Annotated in this window: 19 protein-coding genes; 10 read left to right on the forward strand and 9 right to left on the reverse strand. The window is 65.0% G+C overall.

What is annotated here, in order from left to right; genetic code table 11:
• Positions 1–107 precede the first annotated feature (107 nt).
• From HYH07_RS06405 to HYH07_RS06415, 3 genes are read left to right on the forward strand one after another with little or no spacing between them, the layout of a single operon-like run.
• The gene (locus tag HYH07_RS06405; protein ID WP_312016650.1) at positions 108–1,532 is read left to right on the forward strand and encodes an MFS transporter; all 1,425 of its coding nucleotides are present in this window, start codon (positions 108–110) and stop codon (positions 1,530–1,532) included.
• Positions 1,533–1,567: 35 nt separating this feature from the next.
• A complete protein-coding gene (locus tag HYH07_RS06410; protein ID WP_220001685.1) occupies positions 1,568–2,977 on the forward strand; it encodes an acyclic terpene utilization AtuA family protein in 1,410 nt (469 codons plus the stop codon).
• The gene (locus tag HYH07_RS06415) at positions 2,970–3,278 is read left to right on the forward strand and encodes a DUF4387 domain-containing protein (protein ID WP_057747838.1); all 309 of its coding nucleotides are present in this window, start codon (positions 2,970–2,972) and stop codon (positions 3,276–3,278) included. The genes HYH07_RS06410 and HYH07_RS06415 overlap by 8 nt, the downstream gene beginning before the upstream one ends.
• A 5-nt stretch (positions 3,279–3,283) precedes the next feature.
• Here HYH07_RS06415 and HYH07_RS06420 read toward each other — a convergent pair whose 3' ends face one another.
• A complete protein-coding gene (locus HYH07_RS06420) occupies positions 3,284–4,231 on the reverse strand; it encodes a LysR family transcriptional regulator (RefSeq protein ID WP_220001686.1) in 948 nt (315 codons plus the stop codon).
• Positions 4,232–4,479: 248 nt separating this feature from the next.
• Between HYH07_RS06420 and HYH07_RS06425 the strand changes: the two genes are divergently transcribed.
• From HYH07_RS06425 to HYH07_RS06440, 4 genes are all read left to right on the forward strand, one after another.
• A complete protein-coding gene (locus HYH07_RS06425; protein ID WP_220001687.1) occupies positions 4,480–5,403 on the forward strand; it encodes an MBL fold metallo-hydrolase in 924 nt (307 codons plus the stop codon).
• Between the two features lie 16 nt (positions 5,404–5,419).
• Entirely contained in the window at positions 5,420–6,433 is a 1,014-nt protein-coding gene (locus HYH07_RS06430) for an alpha/beta hydrolase (RefSeq protein WP_228749272.1), read from the forward strand.
• Between the two features lie 144 nt (positions 6,434–6,577).
• Positions 6,578–6,904, forward strand: a complete 327-nt coding sequence (locus tag HYH07_RS06435) for a hypothetical protein (protein ID WP_057747848.1) — start codon at positions 6,578–6,580, stop codon at positions 6,902–6,904.
• Positions 6,905–7,033: 129 nt separating this feature from the next.
• Entirely contained in the window at positions 7,034–8,539 is a 1,506-nt protein-coding gene (locus HYH07_RS06440) for a tetratricopeptide repeat protein (protein ID WP_220001689.1), read from the forward strand.
• Here HYH07_RS06440 and HYH07_RS06445 read toward each other — a convergent pair.
• The 3 genes from HYH07_RS06445 to HYH07_RS06455 form a co-directional block, all read right to left on the reverse strand.
• Positions 8,493–9,290, reverse strand: coding sequence for an adenylate/guanylate cyclase domain-containing protein (locus tag HYH07_RS06445; protein ID WP_220001690.1), 798 nt, complete (start codon positions 9,288–9,290; stop codon positions 8,493–8,495). The genes HYH07_RS06440 and HYH07_RS06445 overlap by 47 nt on opposite strands.
• A 92-nt stretch (positions 9,291–9,382) precedes the next feature.
• Positions 9,383–10,615 (reverse strand): adenylate/guanylate cyclase domain-containing protein, encoded by a 1,233-nt coding sequence (locus HYH07_RS06450; protein WP_409363883.1) that lies wholly within the window; start codon positions 10,613–10,615, stop codon positions 9,383–9,385.
• Between the two features lie 79 nt (positions 10,616–10,694).
• Positions 10,695–11,279: a HutD family protein gene (locus HYH07_RS06455; protein ID WP_220001691.1), complete on the reverse strand. Its 585-nt coding sequence runs from the start codon at positions 11,277–11,279 to the stop codon at positions 10,695–10,697.
• Positions 11,280–11,439: 160 nt separating this feature from the next.
• Between HYH07_RS06455 and HYH07_RS06460 the strand changes: the two genes are divergently transcribed.
• Positions 11,440–12,252: a class I SAM-dependent methyltransferase gene (locus HYH07_RS06460; protein WP_220001692.1), complete on the forward strand. Its 813-nt coding sequence runs from the start codon at positions 11,440–11,442 to the stop codon at positions 12,250–12,252.
• Between the two features lie 30 nt (positions 12,253–12,282).
• Here the strand turns inward: HYH07_RS06460 and HYH07_RS06465 are convergent, their stop codons facing one another.
• From HYH07_RS06465 to HYH07_RS06475, 3 genes are all read right to left on the reverse strand, one after another.
• Positions 12,283–13,842 (reverse strand): L,D-transpeptidase, encoded by a 1,560-nt coding sequence (locus tag HYH07_RS06465; RefSeq protein WP_220001693.1) that lies wholly within the window; start codon positions 13,840–13,842, stop codon positions 12,283–12,285.
• Between the two features lie 339 nt (positions 13,843–14,181).
• On the reverse strand, positions 14,182–15,411 hold the full coding sequence (locus tag HYH07_RS06470) for a CaiB/BaiF CoA-transferase family protein (RefSeq protein WP_228749273.1): 1,230 nt from the start codon (positions 15,409–15,411) through the stop codon (positions 14,182–14,184).
• A gap of 91 nt (positions 15,412–15,502) precedes the next feature.
• Entirely contained in the window at positions 15,503–16,933 is a 1,431-nt protein-coding gene (locus HYH07_RS06475) for an oligosaccharide flippase family protein (protein WP_220001694.1), read from the reverse strand.
• Between the two features lie 290 nt (positions 16,934–17,223).
• Here HYH07_RS06475 and HYH07_RS06480 point away from each other — a divergent pair, with 290 nt between their 5' ends.
• A complete protein-coding gene (locus tag HYH07_RS06480; RefSeq protein ID WP_220001695.1) occupies positions 17,224–18,312 on the forward strand; it encodes a glycosyltransferase family 1 protein in 1,089 nt (362 codons plus the stop codon).
• Positions 18,313–18,410: 98 nt separating this feature from the next.
• Positions 18,411–19,481 (forward strand): endo-1,4-beta-xylanase, encoded by a 1,071-nt coding sequence (locus HYH07_RS06485; protein WP_220001696.1) that lies wholly within the window; start codon positions 18,411–18,413, stop codon positions 19,479–19,481.
• Positions 19,482–19,511: 30 nt separating this feature from the next.
• On the opposite strand, the gene HYH07_RS06490 is transcribed toward HYH07_RS06485, so the two are convergent.
• Entirely contained in the window at positions 19,512–20,306 is a 795-nt protein-coding gene (locus HYH07_RS06490) for a protein-L-isoaspartate O-methyltransferase (protein WP_220001697.1), read from the reverse strand.
• The gene (locus HYH07_RS06495) at positions 20,303–23,761 is read right to left on the reverse strand and encodes an AAA family ATPase (RefSeq protein WP_220001698.1); all 3,459 of its coding nucleotides are present in this window, start codon (positions 23,759–23,761) and stop codon (positions 20,303–20,305) included. Before HYH07_RS06495 ends, HYH07_RS06490 begins: the two co-directional genes overlap by 4 nt.
• Positions 23,762–23,788: the final 27 nt, after the last annotated feature.

The raw sequence follows: 23,788 nt of genomic DNA on the forward strand, positions 1-23,788 counted from the left end.
ACAGTCATGGGCCAACAAATTGTTGCCAATATGAGATATTGTTGACAATCTGTCTTATTGTATTCAATCTGATGGGGGAAAAACGTCATTTCTGCAGGGGAGTTCAAGTGAGCATCACGGCTATCGCCGATCGGCCAGCCGAGCCGTTGCCGCATGCGCACGCCGCGGCGATCACCGCGCGGATCGATCGGCTGCCGGAGAACAGGCACACATGGCGCCTCGCAGCCCTGATCTCGTTGGCGGGAATGTTCGAAGTCTACGACCTCTATCAGACCGCCTACGTCCCAACCGGCCTGGTGCGATCAGGCATCTTCTCGGAAGGCGCCAAAGGATTGTTCGGCCTGCCGGACCAGGCCGCGTTTGCGTCTTCAACCTTCCTGGGATTGTTCATCGGCGCGATCGGGTTTGCCTCGGTCGCCGATCGCTTCGGCCGCAAGACGATCTTCCTGTGGGCGCTGGTCGGCTACAGCATCGCGACGCTGGTGATGGCGCTGCAATCGACCGCAAACGGCATCCTCGCGTGCCGCCTGCTCGCCGGAATTGGATTGGGAGTCGAGCTGGTCACCATCGATGCCTACCTCGTCGAAATCGTGCCGAAGCAGATGCGCGGCAAGGCGGCGGCGATCATGCACGCGATCGCCTATCTTGCGCTCCCGCTGGTTGCGTTCGTTTCCTATTTGCTGATTCCGCTCGATCCCCTTGGCGTTGCGAGCTGGCGCTGGGTTGTCCTGATCGGCGCAGGTGGCGCTGCCTTCGTGTGGTGGTTGCGCGTCAATCTGCCGGAGTCACCGCGTTGGCTTGCGCAGCATGGCAACATAGAGGCCGCCGATCGGATCGTCAGCGAAATCGAACGGCAGCTCGAGCAGGACCTTGGCCATGCGCTGCCGGCGCCTGCGCCTGAAATTGTCGACGTCTCGCGTCGCGCAAGCTTTGCGGAAATCTGGCAGCCGCCTTATCGGCAGCGCACCATCATGCTGATGGCGTTCAATTTCTTTCAGACGATCGGCTTCTTCGGCTTCACCAACTGGCTGCCGACATTGCTCGCTGCGCAAGGGCACTCGATCACCAGGAGCCTGCTCTACTCCGCCGTGATTGCGGTGGCCTATCCGCTCTGGGCTGTGCTATGGGGCTTTACCGTCGCCGAACGCTACGAGCGCAAATGGCAGATCGTCGTCGCTTCAGGCGCCACCGCCGTGCTCGGCCTGATCTTTGCCATGCTGACGGTTCCCTCGCTGCTGATCCTGTGCGGTACGCTGATCGTCGGCGCCAACACACTGATGTCGTATGCCTACCACCCCTACCAGGCCGAGCTCTATCCAACCGAGGTGCGAGCCCGCGCGGTCGGCTTCGTCTACTCATTCAGTCGCCTGTCGACGGTGTTTACGAGCTTCATCATCGCGTTTCTTCTCAGGGACTTCGGCGCACAATGGGTCTTCCTGTCCATCTCGCTCAGCATGTTCGTGGTGATGGGCTCGATTGGCATCTACGGTCCGCGGACACGCGGACGTTCGCTTGAAGACATTGCGCGCTAGCGCAACTTCAATTGTGGCAAGAGGTGATCAGGTACATGACCGAGAGTGTAAAGCCGTCCGACGCGGTGAGCGTCATCGTCCCGACAGGAATGCTGGGCGCCGGCGTCAATCGCACGCAAATCCAGTACGGCCTCCACCGCGGCGCCAGCGCCATCGCGGTGGACTCCGGATCGACCGATAGCGGACCGGCCTACCTGGCGCGCGGCGTATCGAAGATGAACCGCGAATCCATCAAACGCGACCTGCAGATCCTGATGGCGGAAGCCTATGCGGCGAAAATTCCATTGCTAGTCGGGAGCTGCGGCACCAGCGGCACCGACAGCGGCGTCGATTGGACCCGGGACATTGCGCTCGAAGTGGCGGCCGAGCTCGGCATCGCCCCGAAGATCGTTTGTCTCTATAGCGAGCAGAAGGCGGACGATCTCGTCAGGAAGAACGACAAAGGAGAGATCACGCCGTTGCCGCCGCTGGGCCCGGTCAGCGATGCCGACCTGAAATCCTGCGAGCATATTGTCGCATTGATGGGGCCCGAGCCGTACATCGCAGCGCTGGAGGCCGGCGCAGACATCGTGCTCGGCGGACGCACGACCGACACGGCGGTGCTCGCCGCGGTTCCCCTGATGCGCGGCGCCGGCGTCGCGCAAGCCTGGCACGCCGCCAAGATCGCCGAATGCGGCGGTCAATGTACGGTCAATCCCGGGCTCGGCGGCGTGCTGATGCGGGTCGGCCGCGACGCGTTCGAGATCGAGCCGCTCGATATCGACAACCAGTGTTCGCCGGAGACCGTGTCCGCGCACCTCTTGTACGAAAACAGCGACCCTTTCACGCTGACCGAGCCCGGCGGCGTGCTTGATGCCCGGGATGCGGACTATCGCTGGGTCGATAACCGCATCACCCGCGTCACCGGCTCGCGCTGGACGCCGAAACCCTACACCATGAAGCTCGAAGGCGCCCGCGGCGGTGATTTCCAGACCATCATGCTGATCGGCATCGAAGATCCGGAGGTGCTCGCCAATCTCGACGAATTCCACGATCTCATGCTGAAGACACTGACGGGGCGCATCAGAAAGACCTTTGGTGACGAAGCTGCTCGCTTCGATGTGTCGCTGCGCATCTATGGGTGGAACGGCACGTCCGGCCGACCGGTGCCGCGGGACACGGTCCCGCCGCGCGATGTCGGCGTGATGTTCGTGGTCACGGCGCCGACGCAAGACCTCGCCAACCGGATGGCGAAGGCGTGTAACCCCTATTTCTTCCACACGCCGCTGCGCCCGGGCATCGAGATGCCGAGCTATGCGTTCCCGTTTACGCCAGCCGAAATTCCGCGCGGCCAGGTGTATGAGTTCGTTCTCAACCACGTCGTGCGAACAAGCGACGCCTTCGAGCTCGTGCGCAGCGTGAGCATCGACCCGGCGGATGCGAACAAGGGGACACTCCATGCCTAAGCTCAGCGACATCTGTCGCCACGTCCGCTCCAAGAACGCCGGGCCATTTTGGGTGACGGTCGACCTTTTCTTCGATGGCGAGGAGAATTTCAGGCGCTATCGCGATACGCCGGCGCTGTCACCGCAGACATTTGCGCGCTTGTTCGGCACCAATCCCGACCTGGTCAAACGCATCCCGGTCGACAATCTGCACGTGATCAAGATTTCCTATCCGCGCCCGCATCCGCAAGGCTGGATGCAGGAACGCGACATGCATGCCGGGCAGCAATTCGCGCGCTTGCTGGACCTTGAGATTGATTAGGGGCATCACGTCGCGGCAGCCGCCTGGTAGAGGCGATCGCGCAACCAGGCGTGGCCTGCGTCCTCCTGGTTGCGCGGGTGCCAGAGCGCGACGATGCGGGCGGGCGGCAGTTCGAGCGGTGGCGGCGCCAGATCGAGCTCGTGGGCGAAGCGCATCAGGAATCGCCGCGGCAGGGTGCAGATGCAATCGCTGTGCGCGAGGATGACAGGGGCAAGCGCATAAGTCTGGATCGAGACCGCGACACGTCTGCTGCGGCCGAGCGCCGATAGCGCGTCGTCGACCAGGCCCGCAAAGCCGCCGCCATCTGCGGAGATCAGCAGATGATCGCATGCGCAAAACGCGTCGAGATCGAGCGCGTCTGTGCCGCGCGGGTGGCCCTTGCGCTGCGCGGTCAGGAAGCTGTCCTCGAACAGCGGACGCTGCATCAGTTCGCCGCTGGTCCCGCCGGGCCCCGTGACCAGGATATCGATCTCGCCGCGTTCAAGGCGATCGACGATGTCGGGCGTGGGATGAACGAGGGCGAGCCGCGTGCGGGGCGCCATCGCGGTCAATTGAGCGACGAAACCCGGCGCCAGTGTCACCGCCGGGTTCTCGTGAATGGCAACGACAAAGGTGCGCTGGTCCCGCGCCGGGTCGAAGGCGGCCGGCCCTTCCACCATGCGGCGCAACCTGCCGAGTACTTCGGCGAGTTCCGTCTGCAGCTCCAGGGCTCGCGTTGTCGGCACCACGCCCCGTCCCGCCGCCGCCGGCGCGAACAGCGGATCGTCGAACACCTGCCGCAACCGGTTCAGCCGGGCCGACAACGCCGGCTGCCCGATGTTCAGCCGTAATGCCGCACGGGTGACGTTGCGCTCGCGCAGCAGCGCCTCCAGCGCGAGCAACAGGCCGAGGTCGATCTCGGCGAGGTCGGCATCGTCGGCCGGCCGGCCCGGACCGCGTTCGACATCCGCCATCGCGGCACCTCCGTTCAAGGGAAGAAAATCGCGGCCGCATGAGCCGCACCGAGAGAGGTTAAGGCCTTCACGCGGGCATGAAAAGCAGCCCGCCGCAAGGCCCTGATATCACCGGCATCGATAAGACGTATCGAGCCCACGGCCCTCCCGGACGCGGAGTCAGGCGCGTACCTCACCGCCCACGGCGGCAGGTCCGGGATCTCGGCAATCTCGCCGGATCCGGCGCCGACGGAAGCGGAGGACGCTCAGTGACGAAGGAGACGAAGATTTATCGCGTCGGCGATGCCACCATCACCCGGATCGACGAACTGTCGCTCGCGGCCTTTCAGTTCGACATGCTCTATCCGGGCGCGGACCCGGAGGCGCTGCAGCGCCAGCGCGCCCGGCTCGAGGCCGGCTCGTTCGATGCTGCGACCGGCACGTTCATCCAGAGCATCCACAGCTGGCTGGTCAAGACACCGCGCCACACCATCCTGATCGATACGGCGACCGGCAACGACAAGAACAGGCCCGACATTCCGCCGCTGCACCGGCTCAACGAGCCCTTCCTCGCGCGGCTGCAAGCTGCCGGCGTCAGGCCCGAGGAGGTCGACTATGTGCTCCTCACCCATGTCCATGCTGATCACGTCGGCTGGAACACGCGCCTTATCGACGGCCGCTGGCTGCCCACGTTTCCCAACGCGACCTACATCTTCTCGCGCATCGAGCAGGCCTATGGCGAGAGCCTGGCCAATGGCGAGGAACCAGCGACGAATCCAGCCTTGGGCCCTGCCCTGCGCAAGCCCGCCGACCGCGTCTATGACGATAGCGTACGGCCGGTGATCGATGCCGGCCTGGCACGGCTCGTCACCGTCGACGGGGGCGAGGTCCTGGAGGGAATTTCGTTGATCCCGACGCCGGGCCATAGTGTCGACCACGCCTCCATCCGCCTCGTCTCTCGCGGCGAGCAAGGCCTGTTCGCGGGCGACGTGATGCATCACCCGCTCCAGGTCTATGAGCCCTCGCTCAATTCCTGCTTCTGCGAATTCCCCGACGCAGCACTTCGCTCGCGCAAATTCGTGCTGGAGGACGCCGCCGAGAGCGGCGCAACCGTCTTCACCACCCATTTCGCGCAGTCCTCCACCGGGCGCATTACGCGCAGCGGCGAGCGCTTCGCCTGGCAATTCCTCTGACAGAAGGAGAATGACGATGGACCAGATCATTCCTGCACATGGATACAGGCCCGACCTCGTGGTCGAGGATTTCACTGTCCCGAGCGACACAGTAGGGATTTCGCTTCACCTGCGCAACAAGCGCGCCGCTGCGCAAAAGACTTTCTCCGCCGAGCGGACCATTTTGATGGTCCATGGCGCGACCTATTCGTCGGCCAGTCTGTTCGACGTGCCGCTCGGTGGCCGCTCCTTCATGGATCATCTCGCCGCGCAGGGCTTTGATGTGTTCGCACTCGACGTGCGCGGCTATGGCGGATCGACCCGGCCGCCGGAAATGAACGCGCCGGCGCAGGACTCCGCGCCGCTCGTTCGCACCGATGTCGCGGTACGCGACCTCGCCAGCGCGGTCGACCATATCCTCGCGCACCGCGGCCTGCCGCGCCTCAATCTCGTCGCCATGTCCTGGGGCGGCTCGGTGGCGGGGGCCTATACCGCGGGCAACAACGATAAGGTCGTGCGGCTGGCGCTGGTGGCGCCGCTGTGGCTGCTGAACAGCCCTGCCCCGATTGATTCCGGCGGCGCGCTCGGTGGCTACCGCAAGGTCGCCGTGCTCGATTTCAGGGAACGCTGGCTCGCCGCGGCGCCGGAAGAGGCGCGCGCGAGCCTAATTCCGCAGGGCTGGTTCGAGCGCTGGGCGGAAGTCTCGCTCGCGTCAGATCCGCAAGGCAACACCGAGCGCCCCCGCATGATGCGCGCGGTCAATGGCCCGATCCAGGATATCCGCGACTACTGGGGCGCCGGCAAGGCGTTCTACGACGCGAGCGACATTCGCGTCCCCGTGCTCCTGGTTCACGCCGAATGGGACCGCGACGTCACCACGGCCACGATGCAGGATTTCTTCGGCTCGCTGAAACGGGCGCCGTATCGGCGATGGGTGGAAATCGGCGAGGGCACCCATATGGTGCTGCTCGAAAAGAACCGCATGCAGGCCTTCGACGCCATCAGCCAGTTCCTGGCCGAACGCGATCCGTACGGAACCCCACCAGGCTGACGTCGCGCAGGATTTTGGACTGAGCTGGAACCGCCCGGCAGCGAAGACGAAAGGCTCCCATGTTTCGCATCCCTCGCATCGCCGCATCGCAGGGAACGTCGGCAGCTACGCGTCGTTGATCCGTCTCGAAACTGGAGGACAGACATGAAGATCGTTCCAAGCATTGCCGTGATTGCCGCGACCATCGCGGTGACTGCGATGGCGACCCCGAGCTTCGCGCAAGGCCCGGGTCCCTGCACCAGCTCAGGCAACAACGCGGTCGGAGCCGAAGGGCCCGCCATGAGTGGTGGCCAGTTGATGGCCGGCGTTGGAAATTGCCGTCACCGCCACGCAAGGTGGCGCGACAGCTACGGCTACTATCAGGCACCGGCCCGCACCTATTATGATCGCGGCTATTATGACCGCGGCTATTACGACGGCGGATATGACGGGCCGGGCGTCACGATCGGCGTCGGTCCCGGTCGCTGGTAACAACAGAACTGAGGCCGCCGCGAAGGCGGCCTCTTTCGTTGCGCGAGCCTGTCAGGCTGCGCCAGCCTCGCACCAGCCTGGCACCAGAAAATAGTACGACGGGACCTCGTATCCATTTCTGGTCAGCTCATGAACCGCCAAGAGCGCCGGGCCGCGGCCAGGCAATCTCCACAAGTCGCGTCGCAGCATCTGGTGACCGCTAAGAGCCTGGAGGCCGCAAAGCAGGGCCAAGCGCTGTTCAAGCTCGGCCGCTACACCGAAGCCCTGGAATGCTTCAACGCATTCGACAAGCTCAATCCCGATGTCGCACCTCTGTATCAGACGCGCGGGCTTTGCCTGCAGCGGCTCGGCCGGTTCGCGGAGGCGCAGGCGGACTTCGAGCGGTCGATCGCGCTCAACCCCCTTGAGGCCGAGACGCACAAGAATCTCGGCACGCTACATGCGAGACTGGGCCGGATGGACCAGGCTTTCGCAAGCTTCGGTCGCGCGCTCGCGCTTCGTCCTGACTTTTCCGCGGCACTCAACGAAAAAGCGCGGGCGCTGTGGAGCCTGCACTTGCTGGATGATGCGCTCGCGACGTTTCACCGATCGCTCGCCGTCGCCCCTGACAATGCGGACACGATCTGGAATCTCGCGCTGCTGCAGATGCTGACTGGAGATTTCGAGCGGGGCTGGCTGGGACGCGAGGCCCGCTGGAAAGCGCCCTCCTTGGGCCTTGCGGAGCGCGGCTTTTCGCAAGCACGCTGGCTTGGCGACCACCCGCTCGAGGGCAGGACCATCCTGCTTCATGCCGACGAGGCCCTGGGCGATTCCATCCAGTTTGCGCGTTACGCGCCCATGGTGGCCGCTCTCGGGGCTCGGGTGATTCTGGAGGTCAAGCCTGCAGTCCGGCCGCTGCTGGCCGGGATCAGCGGCGTCGCAGATTGTATCGACCGGTCGTCGACGCCGTCGCTGGCGTTCGACCTGCACTGCCCGCTCGGTAGCCTGCCGCTGGCGTTCGGGACGCGCCCCGATACGATTCCGTTCGCGGACGGCTATCTTCCGGCACCGCCGCCAGCGCGTGTGGAGTCGTGGGAGAGCCGGCTCGGCCCCCGCACCCGCTTTCGCGTCGGTCTGGTCTGGTCGGGAGACTCCGGTCACAAGAACGATCACAATCGGTCGATCGCACTGCGCGCGCTCGTGCCGCTGCTGGATTGCGACGTCCAGTTCGTCTCCCTGCAGAAGGGCATCCGCGATGCGGATCGCGCCTTCCTCGCCGAGCGCTCCGATATTGTCGACCTGACCGAGCAGCTTACCGATTTCAGCGAGACCGCGGCGCTGGTGTCCTGCCTCGACCTGGTGATCTCGGTCGACACCAGCGTCGTTCACCTCACTGGGGCGCTTGGCGCACCGGTCTGGACCATGCTGCCCTTCAACCCGGATTGGCGCTGGCTGCTCAATCGCGACGACAGCCCGTGGTATCGGTCGATGCGGCTGTTCAGGCAGCCAAAGCGGGACGACTGGGCCAGCGTGGTGGACAGCGTTCGGCGAGAGCTGGAAGGAAAAATCGCTGCGTGGCGGGCCCGGCAGAGCGGAAGCATCTTCGCGGTTAGCCCTCCACCCGATAAAGCCGCCACCGAGCCGGGACGCCCTTGAGCTGGTGGCTGCCGTGATCCCTGAGGCGGATCTGGGATTGCGCCGCGAGCAGGTCCTTCACCGCGCTCGAGACCAGCACTTCGCCGGCGCGGGCCTTGGCGGCGATGCGGGTGCCGATGTGGAAGGCTAGCCCCACCATCTCACCGCCGCTGATCGTATATTCGCCGGCGTGCAGGCCGACCCTGATCTCGAGGCCCAGCGTGCGCACGGCTTTCTGGATCGCGGTCGCGCAGCTGATGGCAGCGGCCGGCGTCTTGAAGGTTGCCAGCACGCCATCGCCTGTTGTCACCACCTCCTTGCCGCGGCACGACTTCAGCTGGTTGCGGACCGCGGCATAGTAGAGGCCCATCACCTTGGTCCAGCGCGCATCGCCGAGCTTTGCGGCCTTTGCCGTGGAGCCGACGATGTCGACGATCAGGATCGTCGCGAGCGCCTGCTTGAGCTCGGCGCTGCCGTTGGCGGAATTTCTCCTGACGCCAATGGCACCACTGAGAGGTTCATAGTCATGGCTGCGCCGCCGTGCGATGGCGGATCTGGTGTAGTCCTGGGCGCGCTGCGCCGTGCGGCAGCGGATCGTTTTCTCCTGCGGCAGGCGCGTCCAGTAAACCTTGCGGCTCTTGCCGGCGCCCTGCACTTCGACGGCGCCCCATTTCAGGAACACCACCGAGCCGACCCGCCGCACGCACCACGCCTTCGACGTGTACCCCGATACGTTCGACTGATGCAGGCCGACGCGAAGGAACTTGGGCATGACGACGCGGCTGATGCTGAACTGATGTGGCGGACCTGAAGCGTAATTCGACGCCCGCGCCTTGGCAACAGCGCGCGCTCGCGTGGCGCGGTTTAGGTCCCCGCGGCCGGTTCAAACGCGAACAGCTCGATCGGGTCGCTGAAGCCGCGCACGACATGCTTGCCGACACGCTCCAGCTCGAATTCGCGATCGACCAGCTCGGCGAAGTCGCGCGACAGCAGCACCTTCTTGCCGATCTGCTTGGTGAGCGCCTCGAGGCGCGAGGCCATGTTGACGGCGGGGCCGATCACGGTGAAGTCGAGCCGGCTTTTCGAGCCGATGTTGCCGTACATGACGTCGCCGACATGGACGCCGATGCCGTAATTCAGCGGCGCGCGACCGGTGCCGTTGTTGCGCGCGTTCAGGGCAGCCATCGCCTGCCGGGCTTCGGTGACGGCGCGCAGGAGATTGGCGCAGGCGTTGGGCTGGCTGAGCGGGAAGATCGCGAGCAGGCCATCGCCGATGAATTTCAGGATCTCACCGCCATGCTTGGCGATCGGGTCCGACATCGCGTCGAAATAATCGTTGAGCAGATCGATGACGTCGTCGCGCGGCCAGTTATCGGAGATTTTTGTGAAATCCCTGAGGTCGCAGATCATGATCGCGGCGCGCACCGTCGTGCCGGTGCCGCGGCGCGTGGCGCCGGCGAGGATCAGCTCGCCGGCATGGGAGCCCACATAGGTCTCCAGCAGCGTGCGCGCCAGGCGGTTCTTGATGCGGATTTCGCTGACCAGCGCCAGCACCGGCAACAGCTTCTTCAGGGCCGCAATGTGCGCGTCCTCGAAGCCGCCGCGGCGGTCTGTAGCAAAGGTGACGAGATGGCGCTTGCCAAGCGTGTGATAGAGCGGCCAGGCGACATAGTCCGTCAGGCCCTTCGAGCGCATCTCGTCGTAGAGTGCGTGCTTGCGGCCGAGCGTCGGATCCCGTTCGAGATTTTCGCGCACTTCAGTTGCGCCGTTCTGCATCTCGTTGGCGGGACTGCCGATATATTCGGAGCGCTCCCGCACGTCGAAATCGACCCGTGCGATCTCGGCCTCACGCATGCCGTCGGCCCACATGAAACGCGCCCCCAGCCATTGCGGGTGCTGGATCAGCACGTGAAGCGTCGACCGCTTCAGCGGAATGCCCGCTTGCTGGACGCGGATGCACATCTCGGCAAAAATGTTGTCGATGAAGCGCTCGTTATGCGTCCCCGTGGTTAGCCAATCGACGACACCGTCGGCCAGCGTGGCAGCGGGAATCTTGTCTGACGCGTCCATATTCTGGCCTTCAGCGGCGGTCTTCATGCTGGCACATATCGTGCTCCGGATTGGCTGCGTCAACCTAGCCAGTTGCACGGATTGTGCGCATTCGCACGACCGCGGCCTAGCCGGTGAGCCGAATCGATCCCAGCACGGCAAGTCCCGAAACGAATATCAGCCTGGACGCCTCGGCCAGCTCGATTTTCAGCGTGCAGCCGCCGGGAACGAGAAACTCCTCGCTACTGATCCGAATGCCGCAATCGCCTGATAATGCGTACACCAGATGCGTGCCGTCGGGCAACGACCGCTCGCCGGGCTCCTTCAGCGCCACCAGCGCGATCTCCGCCGCACCGCGCCGCGCCATCAGATTGACGACCTCGACCGGGCCGGCCTCGAGCTCGGTCACGATCTCCATCTCGCCGGTGAAGCGAACGGTCGTGAACGGCTCGCGCTCGTCGAACTCCTGTCCCTCGGCTTTCAGCACCAGCCCGCGCCCGCCGATCACCATCTGCAGCCGGTCGATGCCTGGCATGTGCGAGAACGGCCCGGGCGCGACGATCGGCGTCGAGGCAAAGCGCCACAGCAGGCTGTCCCAGTTCTTCACCACCGTGCCGGGCCGATGCGCATCGGCGATATCGGTAAAGATGCCGCCGCCGTTCTTCCAGGGCGCACGGGTGTAGTCTTCCGGTTTCAGCAGCGTGGTTTTCATGCGTGCAGGCGTCCAGCAGGAGATCACCCACGCATCATTAGTCGTTTCACGCCTCGGCGTCGAGGCGGACGCCCGAGCTCGCAAGTGGCCACGATCTTCGGATTGCCGTCTCGAACCGTGCTATCGTGCCCGCGACGGTCCAACCTTCAGAGAGGCAAGCATGTCTGCAACTGACAAGGTTTTCGCCGGCTCGGTCCCCAAGCTCTATGACGAATATCTGGTCCCGCTGATCTTCTCCGTCTATGCCGACGACCTGGCCAGGCGCATCGCCGCGCTGTCGCCCTCGGACCTGCTCGAGATCGCCGCGGGCACCGGCGCGGTGACACGGGCCGTGGCGGCGCTGCTGCCTTCGGATGTCCGCTATGTCGCGACCGACCTCAACGAGCCGATGCTCGCGGTCGCCAGGCAGCGTCAGGGTGACGATCCCCGCATGACCTGGCGTCAGGCCGATGCGCTGACGCTGCCCTTCGACGACGCCGCGTTCGACGTAGTCTTCTGCCAGTTCGGCGCCATGTTTTTTCCGGACCGGAGCAAGGGCTACGCCGAGGCGAGGCGGGTGTTGAAGCCTGGCGGCACCTATCTGTTCAACGTGTGGGACCGTATCGCGGACAATGTGTTCGCGGATGAGGCGACCGCCACGCTCGGCAAGGTGTTCCCCGACGATCCGCCGCTGTTCTTGGCGCGGACGCCGCACGGCTATCACGACAAGGCGATCATCAAGGCCGATCTCGAGCGCGCAGGCTTCAGGGACATATCGATCGAAACCCTGACGGCGATGAGCCGCGCGCCATCGGCCGAATATGTCGCGATCGCGTATTGCCAGGGAACGCCGCTGCGCGGCGAGATCGAGGCCAGGGATGCGAGCAGGCTTCAGGCCGCGACCGACGCGGTCGCCGAAGCGATCCGGAAACGCCACGGCTCGGGACCGGTCGAAGCAAAGATTCAGGCGCTGGTGATCACGGCCCGGCCGTGATACCGGGGCAGCTATGCTTCAGCCTTGCCCTTACCAAAGACTCCGCTGCATCGGCATCGGCTGTGCCGGCTGATAATACTGGTACTGGCCGGCGCGGCGGCGCGGATTGACCGGCTGCGCGTAGGGATCGCGCTGCCCAAAGAAGAAGAAGCCGTTGCCGCCCCAGCCGTCGTCACTGGCCATCTCCACCGGCGGCGCGGTCGGCTTGCGGGTGATGAAGCCGCCTTGCGGATGATTGCTCAGGACCGCGACGAACTCGGTGCGGTAGTTGGTCTCGGCGCTCAAGGGCTCGTCCGAGATGATGATCGAGGACCGCGGCAACGCGGTCGGCGCGATGCGATCCCACACGTCCTGCGGGATCGTGATGCGGTCGAGCGCGTCCTTGGCGTCGTCGCCCTCGTCGATGCTGACGACGCTCCAGCGCAGGCCCGCGCCGCTCCTCGCCATTGCCGTGAAGATGTGCGTGCCGATCGGCTGGTCGGGATTGCGGATGGTGACGGGAACCTCGATGCTGGTATCGAACACCTCACCGCCGCCATCCGGCGCGGGCTTGTGGGTGTTGCGCCGAACATAGAGCTTCTGCGTGGCGCGGCTGATATAGACCGAGACCGGCTCCATCGCGAGCTTGGCGTCGGTCGCAGCCTTCACAGCCTCGACCTTTTTGGCCGCGGCGACCTTGGCCGCCTCCTTGGTCGCGGCAACCGCGTCGCGCTTCGGCTGTGCCGCGGCCTTTGCGGCGTCGAGCTGGGTTGCGGCATCAGCGGCCTTGGTGGCGGCCTTCTGCTTCAGCTCGTCGGCCTTTGCCTTGGCCTGGTCGTTCTTGGCATTGGCAACCAGCTTGTCGGCATAGGCGTTCTCCGCGTCGGCGCGCGCCTTCTGCTGCTCGAGCTTGCGCAGCGTGGCCGGCAACGATTGCGCCTCCTTCGCCGCAGCCGCGGCGGCCTTCTTGGCTTCATCGGCTGCCCTGACGGCCTCCTCCTCCTCCAGGAGGAGTTTGTCCGCACGCGCCGGGGCCGCCGCGATGGCCTCCTTGCTCGGCACGAACAGCGAGGGATGCGAGAAATCGACCGGGGCAGCGTCGTTCGGCGAGATGATCACCCGCATGCCGATATTGGTCTTGTCGAACAAGCGTTCGGCGAAATCGAAGGGCATGCGCACGCAGCCATGCGAGGCCGCGTAGCCGGGCAGCGGTCCGCCATGCAGCGCGATGCCGTTCCAGGTGATGCGCTGCATGTTCGGCATCCAGGCATCGTCATACATGGTCGAGTGGTGATCCCTGTCCTTCTCGATGACGGCGAAGACGCCGGCCGGCGTCTCGCGTCCCGTCGTGCCGGTCGAGACCGGCGCGCGCAGGATCCAGCCCTCGGAATCGTAGAACGTCACCTGCTGGCTCTTGATCGACACGATCGCCATGATCGGCTCGCCCGCTTCGCGCGGCGCCACCGCCTCAACGGTCTGGCGCGGCTGCTTGGCGGCCAGCGCCTGGCCCGGGGCGGCCAGCGCCAGCGCTAGAGCGAACATCACGATTCCGGGAGCCCCCCAACGTCGCGCCGCTCGATTGGATTGCGCCGTCGTCATCAGGTCTTTCATGCCATTCCCCGGTTGCCTGTCCGCACTTGCATCGATGATCCGTCAGATTGCGATCTTCGGATTAAGATTTCGCAGCCACCATCTGTTCCGTTTCCGGCATTATTCGGTCCGTTCCGGCGACGAAACCCTCTTATACGAGGGTCCGTGCGGGCGGAAGGGCGGTCCGCGGCCGAGGCTGGCCCGGAGCTGGCGATGGCGGTGACCGCCCCGACCCAATGTCCGCCCTGGGAAGCAGTCCGACCGGATGTGACCAGAATCACAGAAGATCGCGGACTGGCCACTGTGACGGCATCTGCCAGCGGCAAGCCATCAAGCGAAACGTCATCATGGTGCGCCGCGTTACGGCGCGCCGACGGCCTTGTCCGCGACGAGGGTCTCGATCTCGGCGTCGCTCATGCCGGCCTCGCGCAACACTTCACGCGAATGCTCGCCAAGCCGCGGCGCCATGCGATGGATGCCGGCCGGGCTCTCGGAAAATTTTGTCGCAGGACGCGCCTGGCGGATGCGACCTTCCGTCGGGTGATCGATATCGGCAAACAAGCCGACCGCCTTAAGATGCGGCTGCTCGCCGATCTCGGTCAACCTGGCGAAAGCGGTGTGCGGCACGTCGAGCCGCAGCAATAGCTCCTCCCACTCCGCGGTGGTGCGGGTCGGCCCGATCTCGCTCATGCGGTCGTAGACCTTGTCGATGTTCTGCGAGCGCAGCACGGGATCGCGCACACCGAGCTCCTCGATCAGTTCGGGGCGGCCGACGGCCTCGAAGAAGGCGCACCAATTCTCCCCCGAATAGGGCAGCATCGTCAGCCAGCCGTCTTTGGTCTTCACCGGACGGCGGTTCTTCATGCGCTTGTAGCCGGTCGGGCCGATCGGCGGATCGAACGCATGCCCGCCCAGCATCTCGATGCTGTTGAAGCCCGCGATCGTCTCCAGCATCGGCACCTCGACCATCTGCCCCTGCCCGGTGCGCTCGCGGCGAAACAGCGCTGCCGAGACCGCGCCGACCATCGCCATCGCGCAGATCTTGTCGCCGATCAGACTCGGGACGAATTGCGGCTCATCGTCCGATCCGATCGACGATGCGAGGCCCGAGGCCGCCTGGATGATTTCATCGAAGGCCGGGCGCGCCGCCCACGGGCCGTCCTGGCCGAAGCCGGTCGCGGCCGCATAGATCAGCCCCGGATTGAGCTTTGCGCAGTCGGCGTAACCGAAGCCAAGCCGGGCCATTGCGGCCGGGCGCACATTGGTGACGAGCGCGTCGACCGTCGGGACCAGCTTCGCCAGCACCGCCTTGCCATCAGGATGCTTCAGATCGAGCGCGAGGCTGCGCTTGTTGCGGTTGACCGCCATGAACTGGCCGCTCATGCCGCGATTCCGGAACAGGCCGGCGTAGCGCCAGATGTCGCCGGTGAGCGGCTCGATCTTGATCACGTCGGCGCCCCAATCGCCGAGCATTTGCGCGGCATAGGGACCGAACAGCACGCTGGTCAGATCGAGGACGCGGATGCCGCTGAGAGGGCCTGATGGTGCCATCGTCGCTTCACCGTGGCTGGAGGACGTGAGACGATACATGGATTGTCAGGCGCGAGATGTGGCGTAGAATTCAGATGCGTATGCGCAAGCCGCAGCCGTTCCGCGTGACCGGTTCGTGACCTTCGGCGGCTTAGACGCCCAGCGCTTTGCGGTTGAACGTCCGCAGGACGCGCAGCGACAGCGTCCGCACATTCGCGACATTGAGAAGCCACGCGACGGCGACGTAGGCGAGGCCGCCCGCAACGCTCACGATGATCAGCGCCGCGATACCGTTGCCATGGACCTGCGACCGCGCGAGGAGGATCGCAGCTGCCATCGCGGCGGCGGAAGCGGCGACGCCGGCCAGGCTGACGACGTCGAACGGCACGGGATGGGCACGGTGCATCAGCACGACGGCGACGACGAAGCCGATCACCTCGGTTGCGAGCGTCGCCAGCGCAGCGCCGTAGATGCCGTAACCCGCAACCATTGCGAACATCAGCGCCACGCTCACCACCAGCGTGAGAAACGACTGTGCCGCCAGCATGAAAGGGCGTTCGGCGAGTTGGAAGCTGAGCTGGACGTAGAATTGATTGGCAATGCCGAAGAAGCGGGCGAGCACGAGCGTCGGCAGCAGCGCGGCCACGCCGCCGCGAAAATCGACACCGACCAGCGTGCCCGTGACCTGATCGGCGGCAAGCGCAAGCCAGACCGCGACGGGGGCGACGACGACCAGCAGCAGCTCGAGGCTCTCGGTCAGCCGCTCCCGCGTCGTGCCGCTCTCCGACAGCGAGCGGAACACCATTGGCACGGTGGCCGCGGCAACGCTGGTGGCGATCATGACCATGAACTGGCGCGGCAGGTCGGCGGCGACACCGAAAATGCCGGCGGAATCCTTGCCGAGCAGATAGGCGACGATGAGCCGGTCGCTGGCCGAGTAGACCGCGACGGAAAGTCCGGCCAGCGTCAACGGCAGGCCGTAGCGCACCAGCTGCATGAACTGGCTGCGCGAAAAGCTTGCGACCCTGGCGCGATCGCTGACGAGGTTAAGGATGACCCCGGTCAGCGAGCCGAGGCCAAAGGCGGCGAGCAGGCCCATGCCGCCCCAGCCAAGCCAGATCCCGAGCAGGCCAAATCCGACGCTCGCCACGCTGCGTACCATCGAGATCGCCGCGAACCGAAAGGGCCGAAACTTGGCGCGTTCGAACTCCTGGCCGACGTCGAACCCGTTCGACATGATCGCGACGAACATGCTGGCGAGCACCAGCTCGACACTGACATCGCTACGGAACAGGAATACCAGGGGGGTCGCCGCGCACATGGCAAGGACGGTCAGCGCAAAGCCAGCCATCGCCGTGCCGCGAAAATCCACGTCCGCCGACATCGCCTGATAGCGCGACACCGACAGCTTGATCCAGGCGAAGAAGATCGCGCCCAGAATGCCGGCCATGCTCATGCCGACGACATAGACGCCATACTCCGCCGGCGTCAGCAGCCGCGTGTAGGCGGTGACCGCGAAAAAACCCATCGCAGCAGACAGGAGGTAGCTGACGAGGTAGATGGAGAAATGGCGGTTCAGCATGCGTGCACGGGACCGGCGGCCTTGAAATCGAGCGGCCGTTATTCAGTTGGACCTTGGCGTGGTGAACGAAGACTTGGCGAACAAAGGCTTGGTGATCGGGCTGCGCCGCAGCATCCCCCAAGATAGTCATTTAAGTCTGCAAATCGGCCGCCGGATGGGATGGCCCCACCGCTTTCGCGCGTTAGCGTTAAATTTGCCCTGTCCTTGAACGCGCCGCCGCGATCACCGAAAGGAAACCATGATTTTAAAGACGTCGCCCGACGTTTGGTTAATGTGTGGACGTGGCTAAGATGGACGTTGTCGAACGCATAGGGGCCAACCCGAACGCCCTGCCCCATGCCGGGACGAGCGCGTCCCTGGTCCCGGCATCCCCCGGGGACGGGGGCGAGCGGATGACGCTCAATTTGTTCTTCGAGGAGCGTGACGACCGCTGGTTTCCGGGCGACCGCCACGTCCGGCCGCTGGTGCGGCGGATGCTGCTCGGAAAATCCTGGATCAGCGGCCAGCGGCGCGTTTTCCTCAATCTCTGCGCCGGGCTCGACCGGGTCGGAATTCCTTATCGCGTCAACGACTACAGCTACATCCGCAAGCACCCGGAGGAGCTCGCCTGCATTCTCGGGCGTCCGTTCGTGCTCGACTGGTTCGCATGGAAGAACCCGCTGCTGCTCGGCGTCGTCATGTACAATCATCCTGTTGACGCGCCCGAGCGTCTGAAGGTTGTTCACGAGAACACGATCCTGGTGCCCTGCGACTGGTATGCGCAGATGTGCCGGCCCTACTGGCCTGACGTCCAGGTGTGGCCGGTCGGCATCGAAACCGATTTGTGGACGCCAACGCCGGCCGCGCAAAAAAGCCTCGACGTGCTGCTCTACGACAAGGTTCGCTGGGAACATGACCGCTACGACAGCGAGCTGATCGAACCGATAAGATCGCATCTCGAAGCGAGCGGTCGCACGGTCGAGGTGATCCGCTACGGCCATTACAAGGAAGACGACTACAAGGCAGCGCTGGCGCGCTGCCGCAGCATGGTCTTCCTCTGCGAACACGAGAGCCAGGGCATCGCCTGCCAGCAGGCGCTGTCCAGCGGCGTGCCCGTATTCGCCTGGGATCGTGGCGGCCCGTGGCAGGATCCGGAATATTTCCCGGACAGGGTGAGATACGAAGGCGGCGTGTCCTCCGTGCCCTATTTCGACGCACGCTGCGGCAGCACATTTATCGATGCCGATGGCTTCATCTCCGGCTGGAGCGGCTTCTGGTCGCGGGTGAGCGCGGGCGGCTTCGCGCCTCGCGACTATGTTATGGACAACCTCACGCTCGAAAAGGGCGCGCTGCACTATTACGACATCGCCGAAGCGGTGATGCAGCGCCACGCGCGCTGAGCCAAACATTCGCGGCAATTAACCCAACAACAGGAAACCGCGGCGTTGCACGGCGCCGCTTGGTACGATGGCGCGTTGGTTCCGAAAGGGCTGCCCACGTGATCAAGCTCGACAGACGCGAATTTATCCTCGGCGGCGCCGCAACGCTCGCGGCGGGCGCATCGACGTCCGCGGCGCTGCCGGCGTCGAAACTTGCCCGGCGTCATCAGGGCTATGGCGCGGCGGCCACGCTCTGGGATTTGCAGTCAGATCCACGGCTGGGCGAGGCCATCAGCACCTATTGCACGCAGGTGGTGCCGGTGCTCGAGCTGAAATGGCCGGTGCTGCGACCGGACGCGCACACCTTCGCCTTCGAACGCGCCGACGCAATTCTGGACTTTGCACAGAAGAACGATTTGACCATGCGCGGCCATACGCTCGCCTGGTATCACGACATTCCTGACTGGACCAAGCGGATCAAGGATTCGAAGGGCGTCGAGCGCGCCTATGTCGATCACATCTCGACCGTCGTGTCCTATTACAAGGACAAGCTGACCTCGTGGGACGTCGTCAACGAGCCGATCCCCGACAATCCCAGGGACGTCAAGGACCGGCGCGACACCTTCTGGACGCAGCATCTCGGCGACCGCTGGATTCCGCTGGCGTTCCGCACCGCAGCCGCCGCCGATCCCTACGTCAAGCTCGCGATCAACGAATACGATATCGAGTCGGCGAAGGATTCGTTCATCGCCAAGCGCGCGGCCTACCGCAACCTCATCATGGAGCTGCTGGATCAAGGCGTGCCGCTGCACGCGGTCGGGCTGCAATCGCATCTGCATGCCGAGCTCGAGATTGACACCCACGGGCTTGCCGAATTCGTCACCGACATCCGCTCATGGGGCCTCGAGGTCTTCGTCACCGAGCTCGACGTCGACGATCAGAAGCTGACCGGAAGTCCTTCGCAGCGCGACGCCATCGTCGCCAAGCGCGTCGACGATCTCCTGACGGCGATCGCGAGCAGCGGCCCCGTGCGCTCGGTCCTGACCTGGGGCATTTCCGATCGCTACAGCTGGATCAACGGCTACGTCAAACGACCGGACAAGCAGCCGAACCGGCCATTGCCGCTCGACGGCGAGTTCAAGCCCAAGCCGTTCATGGATGTCATCAGCAAGTTCACGAAGGACGTGTGAGGACTGGCGCGTGAACGCCTCGACCCTTCGTTAGCCATCCGACGGCAGTCCCTGCTCGATCCCGCGAAAGCGCAGCGGCGCCAGGGCGGATGCGCGTTGCCACCAGTCGGCGACTCGGTCGTCGAGCGCGGTCACCCCGCGACCGTAGCCTGGAAAGATCCGGATCTGCTGTACCGCTTCGGCGACGAACCCCTTGCCCCGGCGCGAGATTTTGAGTGCGGCGCCTTCACGGTCGCGCTGCGTCAGCGGCACCAGCAGCCGGCCGCGCGGGCGAAGCAATGCAAGCCAGAGCGGATGCGGATGCGAGAAGCCGGCATGCACGATGATGACGTCGGCCGGCTCGCCGATATCGCAACAGCCGTCGTCGTAGATGACCTCGACATTGTGATAGGCGCGCAGGTAATTCGCAGCGCGCGCCGCGAGCAGCGCGTTGCATTCGATTGCGCGCACCTGTCCTTTCGCCCCCACGATCTCCGACAGGATCGCCGAGAAATAGCCGAGCCCGCAACCAATCTGGATCACACGGTCCTTCGCTCGGATGTCGAGCACATCGATGAAATGGGCCCACAGGCTCGGCAGCCCGGTGTCGAGCTTGCGGCGCGCGTCGATGGCGACGAGCACGTTATCGTAGAGATGAACGGGATCGGCGCTGGGCGTCAGCCGGTAGTTGCGCGCCGCCCCGCTCTTGACGCGCCAGGGGCCCTTCGCCAGAAAATTTTCACGCGGCACCGCCGCGAGCGCCGCAAGCAGGCGCGACGAAGCAATCCGCTCGCGCTTCGCGATCAGCTCGACGAAGCGCGCCCGCGCGGCGGACAGATCGCTCATTTCACCGGATTAGCCTGCGGACGAGCCGGTGTATCGCCGCCGAGCTCGTGCACCAGCTGCATGGCCAGCTTCAGGTCGGGCGTCAGGAAGCCCTCGTTGAATTTGCCGACGATCGGCACGAGCAGAAGGCTTGCGTGCTCGCGCTTGCCCGATGCGTGCGACAGCCGCGCGAGGCTCACGGCGGTTCTGAGCTCCCAGGACAACGCGCCCTGCTTGCGCGCCGTCTCCAGCGACAGCTCGAACAGATCTTCCGCCTCCTGCACCGAGGCCGGATTTCCATCCGACAAGGTGATCTCGCCCTGCAGGCGGTACACCTCGGCGAGGTAGGAATGATCGCCGGTGCGCCTTGCGGTCGCAAGCGCACCGTCCAGCGCGCGCAAGGCGGCATCGCGCATGCCGACCTTGGCATAGGCCTCCGCGAGCAGGCAACGGAACCAGCAGCCGGCGAGCCAGGAATCCATCGCCTCATACTCGTCGAGGCCGAAGCGCATCTGGCTGATGCCTTCGTCGAGGTCGCCGAGCTGGGCCAGCGCCCAGCCGCGCAGAATCGCGGCCTGCTGCTTCCAGTGCAGGAAATTGTGCTCGGTGGCGATGATCATGGCGCGGTTGGCGTGATCGCGCGTCCCTTCGATATCGCGCAGATGCTGGCAGAGATAGGCGCCGAACACGAGCGCGAAGGCGAGCGAAAACGGATGGCGGATCTTCTCCGCGAGCGCAATCGCCTGCTCGCTGTGCTGGCGCGCCGCGTCCGGCTGGCCCAGGAACCAGAGCAGATAGCCGAGATAGGACAGCGAGACGACGCCAGGATCGGTGCCGTGGCGCTCCATCAGGTCGGAATGCAGCTCGGGACTGTAGAGATCGATGCAGCGATGCAGATGATGTTGCGCGGCGGCGAAGCGCCCGCGATAGAGCATGGTCATCGCGATCGAGCGGTGCGCCTCGATCAGGTAGCCGGTCTGCTGCGCCGCGTCCTCGTTCAACCGCTCGCGCTTGGCGAATTTCAGCAGCTCGACACTGAGATCATGCGCGCGGGTCAGGTCGGCGCGGATGAAATGGCACACCCATAGCCCGCGCGTGGCCGCAAAGGCCTTTTCGTCGTCGCCGAGTTGCTGGCCAAGCTCGAGGGCGCGGATGTAATTCTCCTCGACCTCCTGCACGGCGTAGCCCTTGGCGGCGATCAGTGCGTTGCCGAGCGCGATCCGCAGCTCGAGCTCCACCTCGTCGGCGCCCTGCATGCGTGCGTTGGCCTGCACGACGCTCAAGCCCCGGCGAAGATGGCCGATGGCCTCGAGATTGGCGCCGCTCTTTGCCGCCTGCTTGCCGGCCTTGAGCCAGAAGCTCGCCGCGCCCTCGCTCTGTCCGGACTCGGTCAGATGGTGGGCCAGCAGCTCCGGCTCGCGATCGGTCTTCTCCGGATACATCTCGGCAAGGACCTGGGCGATGCTGGCATGCAGCTTGCGCCGCTCACTATGCAACAGGCTGGCATGCGCCGCATTCTGGATCATCACGTGCTTGAAGGAGTAAACCGCGTCTGGCGGATGTCCCCGGCGCATGATCAGGCCGGCCTCCTCCAGATGGGTCAGCGCCGCCTCGATCTGCTCCGCCGGCGTGTTGGCGACCGCGTGCAGGGTCTCGTAGGAGAATTCGCGGCCGATGGTGGCGCCGATCTGTGCAATCCGCTTGAACGGCCCCATCCGGTCGAGACGGGCCATCAGCGAGTCCGTCAAGGTCGCCGGGATCGCGAGCTGCCGCCACGGACCCGACAGCACGTAGCGCCCGTGCCGCTCGGTCAGGAGGTTGGATTCGAGAACCGTCTTGGTCAATTCCTCAAGGAACAGCGGCACGCCGTCGGTCTTGACGATGATCTCCTCGACGACCTCCTTGGGAAGCTCTCTGCCGGCAACGCGCTCGACCAGCGTGGTGCGCAGCGGCCGGCTCAGCCGGTTCAGCACCAGCGTTGTGATGTGCGAATGCGCGTTCCAGCTCGGCTGGAATTCGGAACGCGCCGTGATGATGGCCAGGATCGGCCGGTTCTGCACCTGGTCGACCAGCAAATCGACCACCTCGCGGGACGTCGGATCGATCCAGTGCAGATCCTCAAAGGCCATCACCAGCGGCATCTCGCGCGCGAGTCCCAGGAAGTGATTGACCAGCGCCGCGACGGTCGCGTCCTTGTGTTGCTGCGGCGACAGGTCCAGCGGCGGATAGCGCCCACCAGTCGGGATCGACAGCAGCGCGGCGAACAGCGGTGCCACCTGCTCGATATCGCCGTGGGCTGCGGCGATCGCATTCTCCAGGCTCGCCAGCGACAGCGCGGAGGCATCCTCGCGATCGAGACTGAGCGAGAATTTGAGCTGCTCGACGAAGGGATAGAACGCAGTGGAGGTGTAATAGGGCGAGCACTGGAACGCGACATGCCCGTGCCGGTCACCTGCGATCCGCTCAAATATCTCCTGGATGATGCGCGACTTGCCGATCCCAGGCTCGCCGAACTTGACGACGACCTGGCCGTCGCCGTCCTTGACCTGCTGCCAGCGCGCCATCAGCAGCGCGATTTCCTCTTCGCGGTTGACCAGAGGGGTCAGCCGCGCGCCCATCGCGGCGGCGAAGCGGGTCTCCACGCGCGTGGCGCGCACGACGTGCCAGGCCTGGGTTTTTTCCGAGATGCCTTTCAACGTTTGGGCGCCGAGATCGCGGTAATCGAACTTGCCCTTCAGCAGCGACTGCGTCGAGGCGGAGATCACCACGCCGTTGGGAGGCGCCAGCGCCTGCAGACGCGCGGCGAGATTGACGGTCTCGCCGACGGCGGAGTCGCGCTCTTCGGTGCCCTGGCCGACGAGGTCACCGACCACCACGAGGCCGGTCGCGATCCCGATGCGGACCGCGGGCGCGTGGCTGAGCGCGCCGAGCGGCTCGATCGCGCGCGCGGTCGACAGCACCCGCACGATCTCGAGCCCGGCGCGCACCGCGCGCTCGGCATCGTCCTCATGTGCGGTCGGATAGCCGAAATAGACCAGAATGCCGTCGCCGACGAAGCGGGCGGCAAAGCCTTCATAATGCTTGACGACGCGAACGCAGGTTTCGCGAAAGCTGGCGATCATGTCGCGCACGTCTTCCGGATCGAACTGGGCCGAGAGCACCGTGGAATCCACCATGTCGCAGAACATGGTGGTGAGCTGGCGACGCTCGGCGCCAACCTCGGTGCGGGCCGGCGGACGCGCCGGGGGAGCCGGAGCCTCCACCGTCTCCGCCTTGAACAGCGCGGCCATTGCCCGCTGCAACCGTTTGCGATCGCCAAGCGGTAACCCGAGCTCGGCAAGATCCGCCTCGGTCAGGTCGCCGATGACGTCGAGATCGAGGCGGTGCTGCGCGAACAGATCGGTATAGTGACCGAGACCGATGCCTTCGAGCCAACGCTTCAACCCGACTTCAGTCCCCGGCTCATTCTCCAGCATGGTGATCCCGCCCTACACTCCCTCCGC

The sequence above is a fragment of the Bradyrhizobium sp. BR 10261 genome (assembly GCF_019455395.1).
GTDB lineage: Bacteria > Pseudomonadota > Alphaproteobacteria > Rhizobiales > Xanthobacteraceae > Bradyrhizobium > Bradyrhizobium manausense.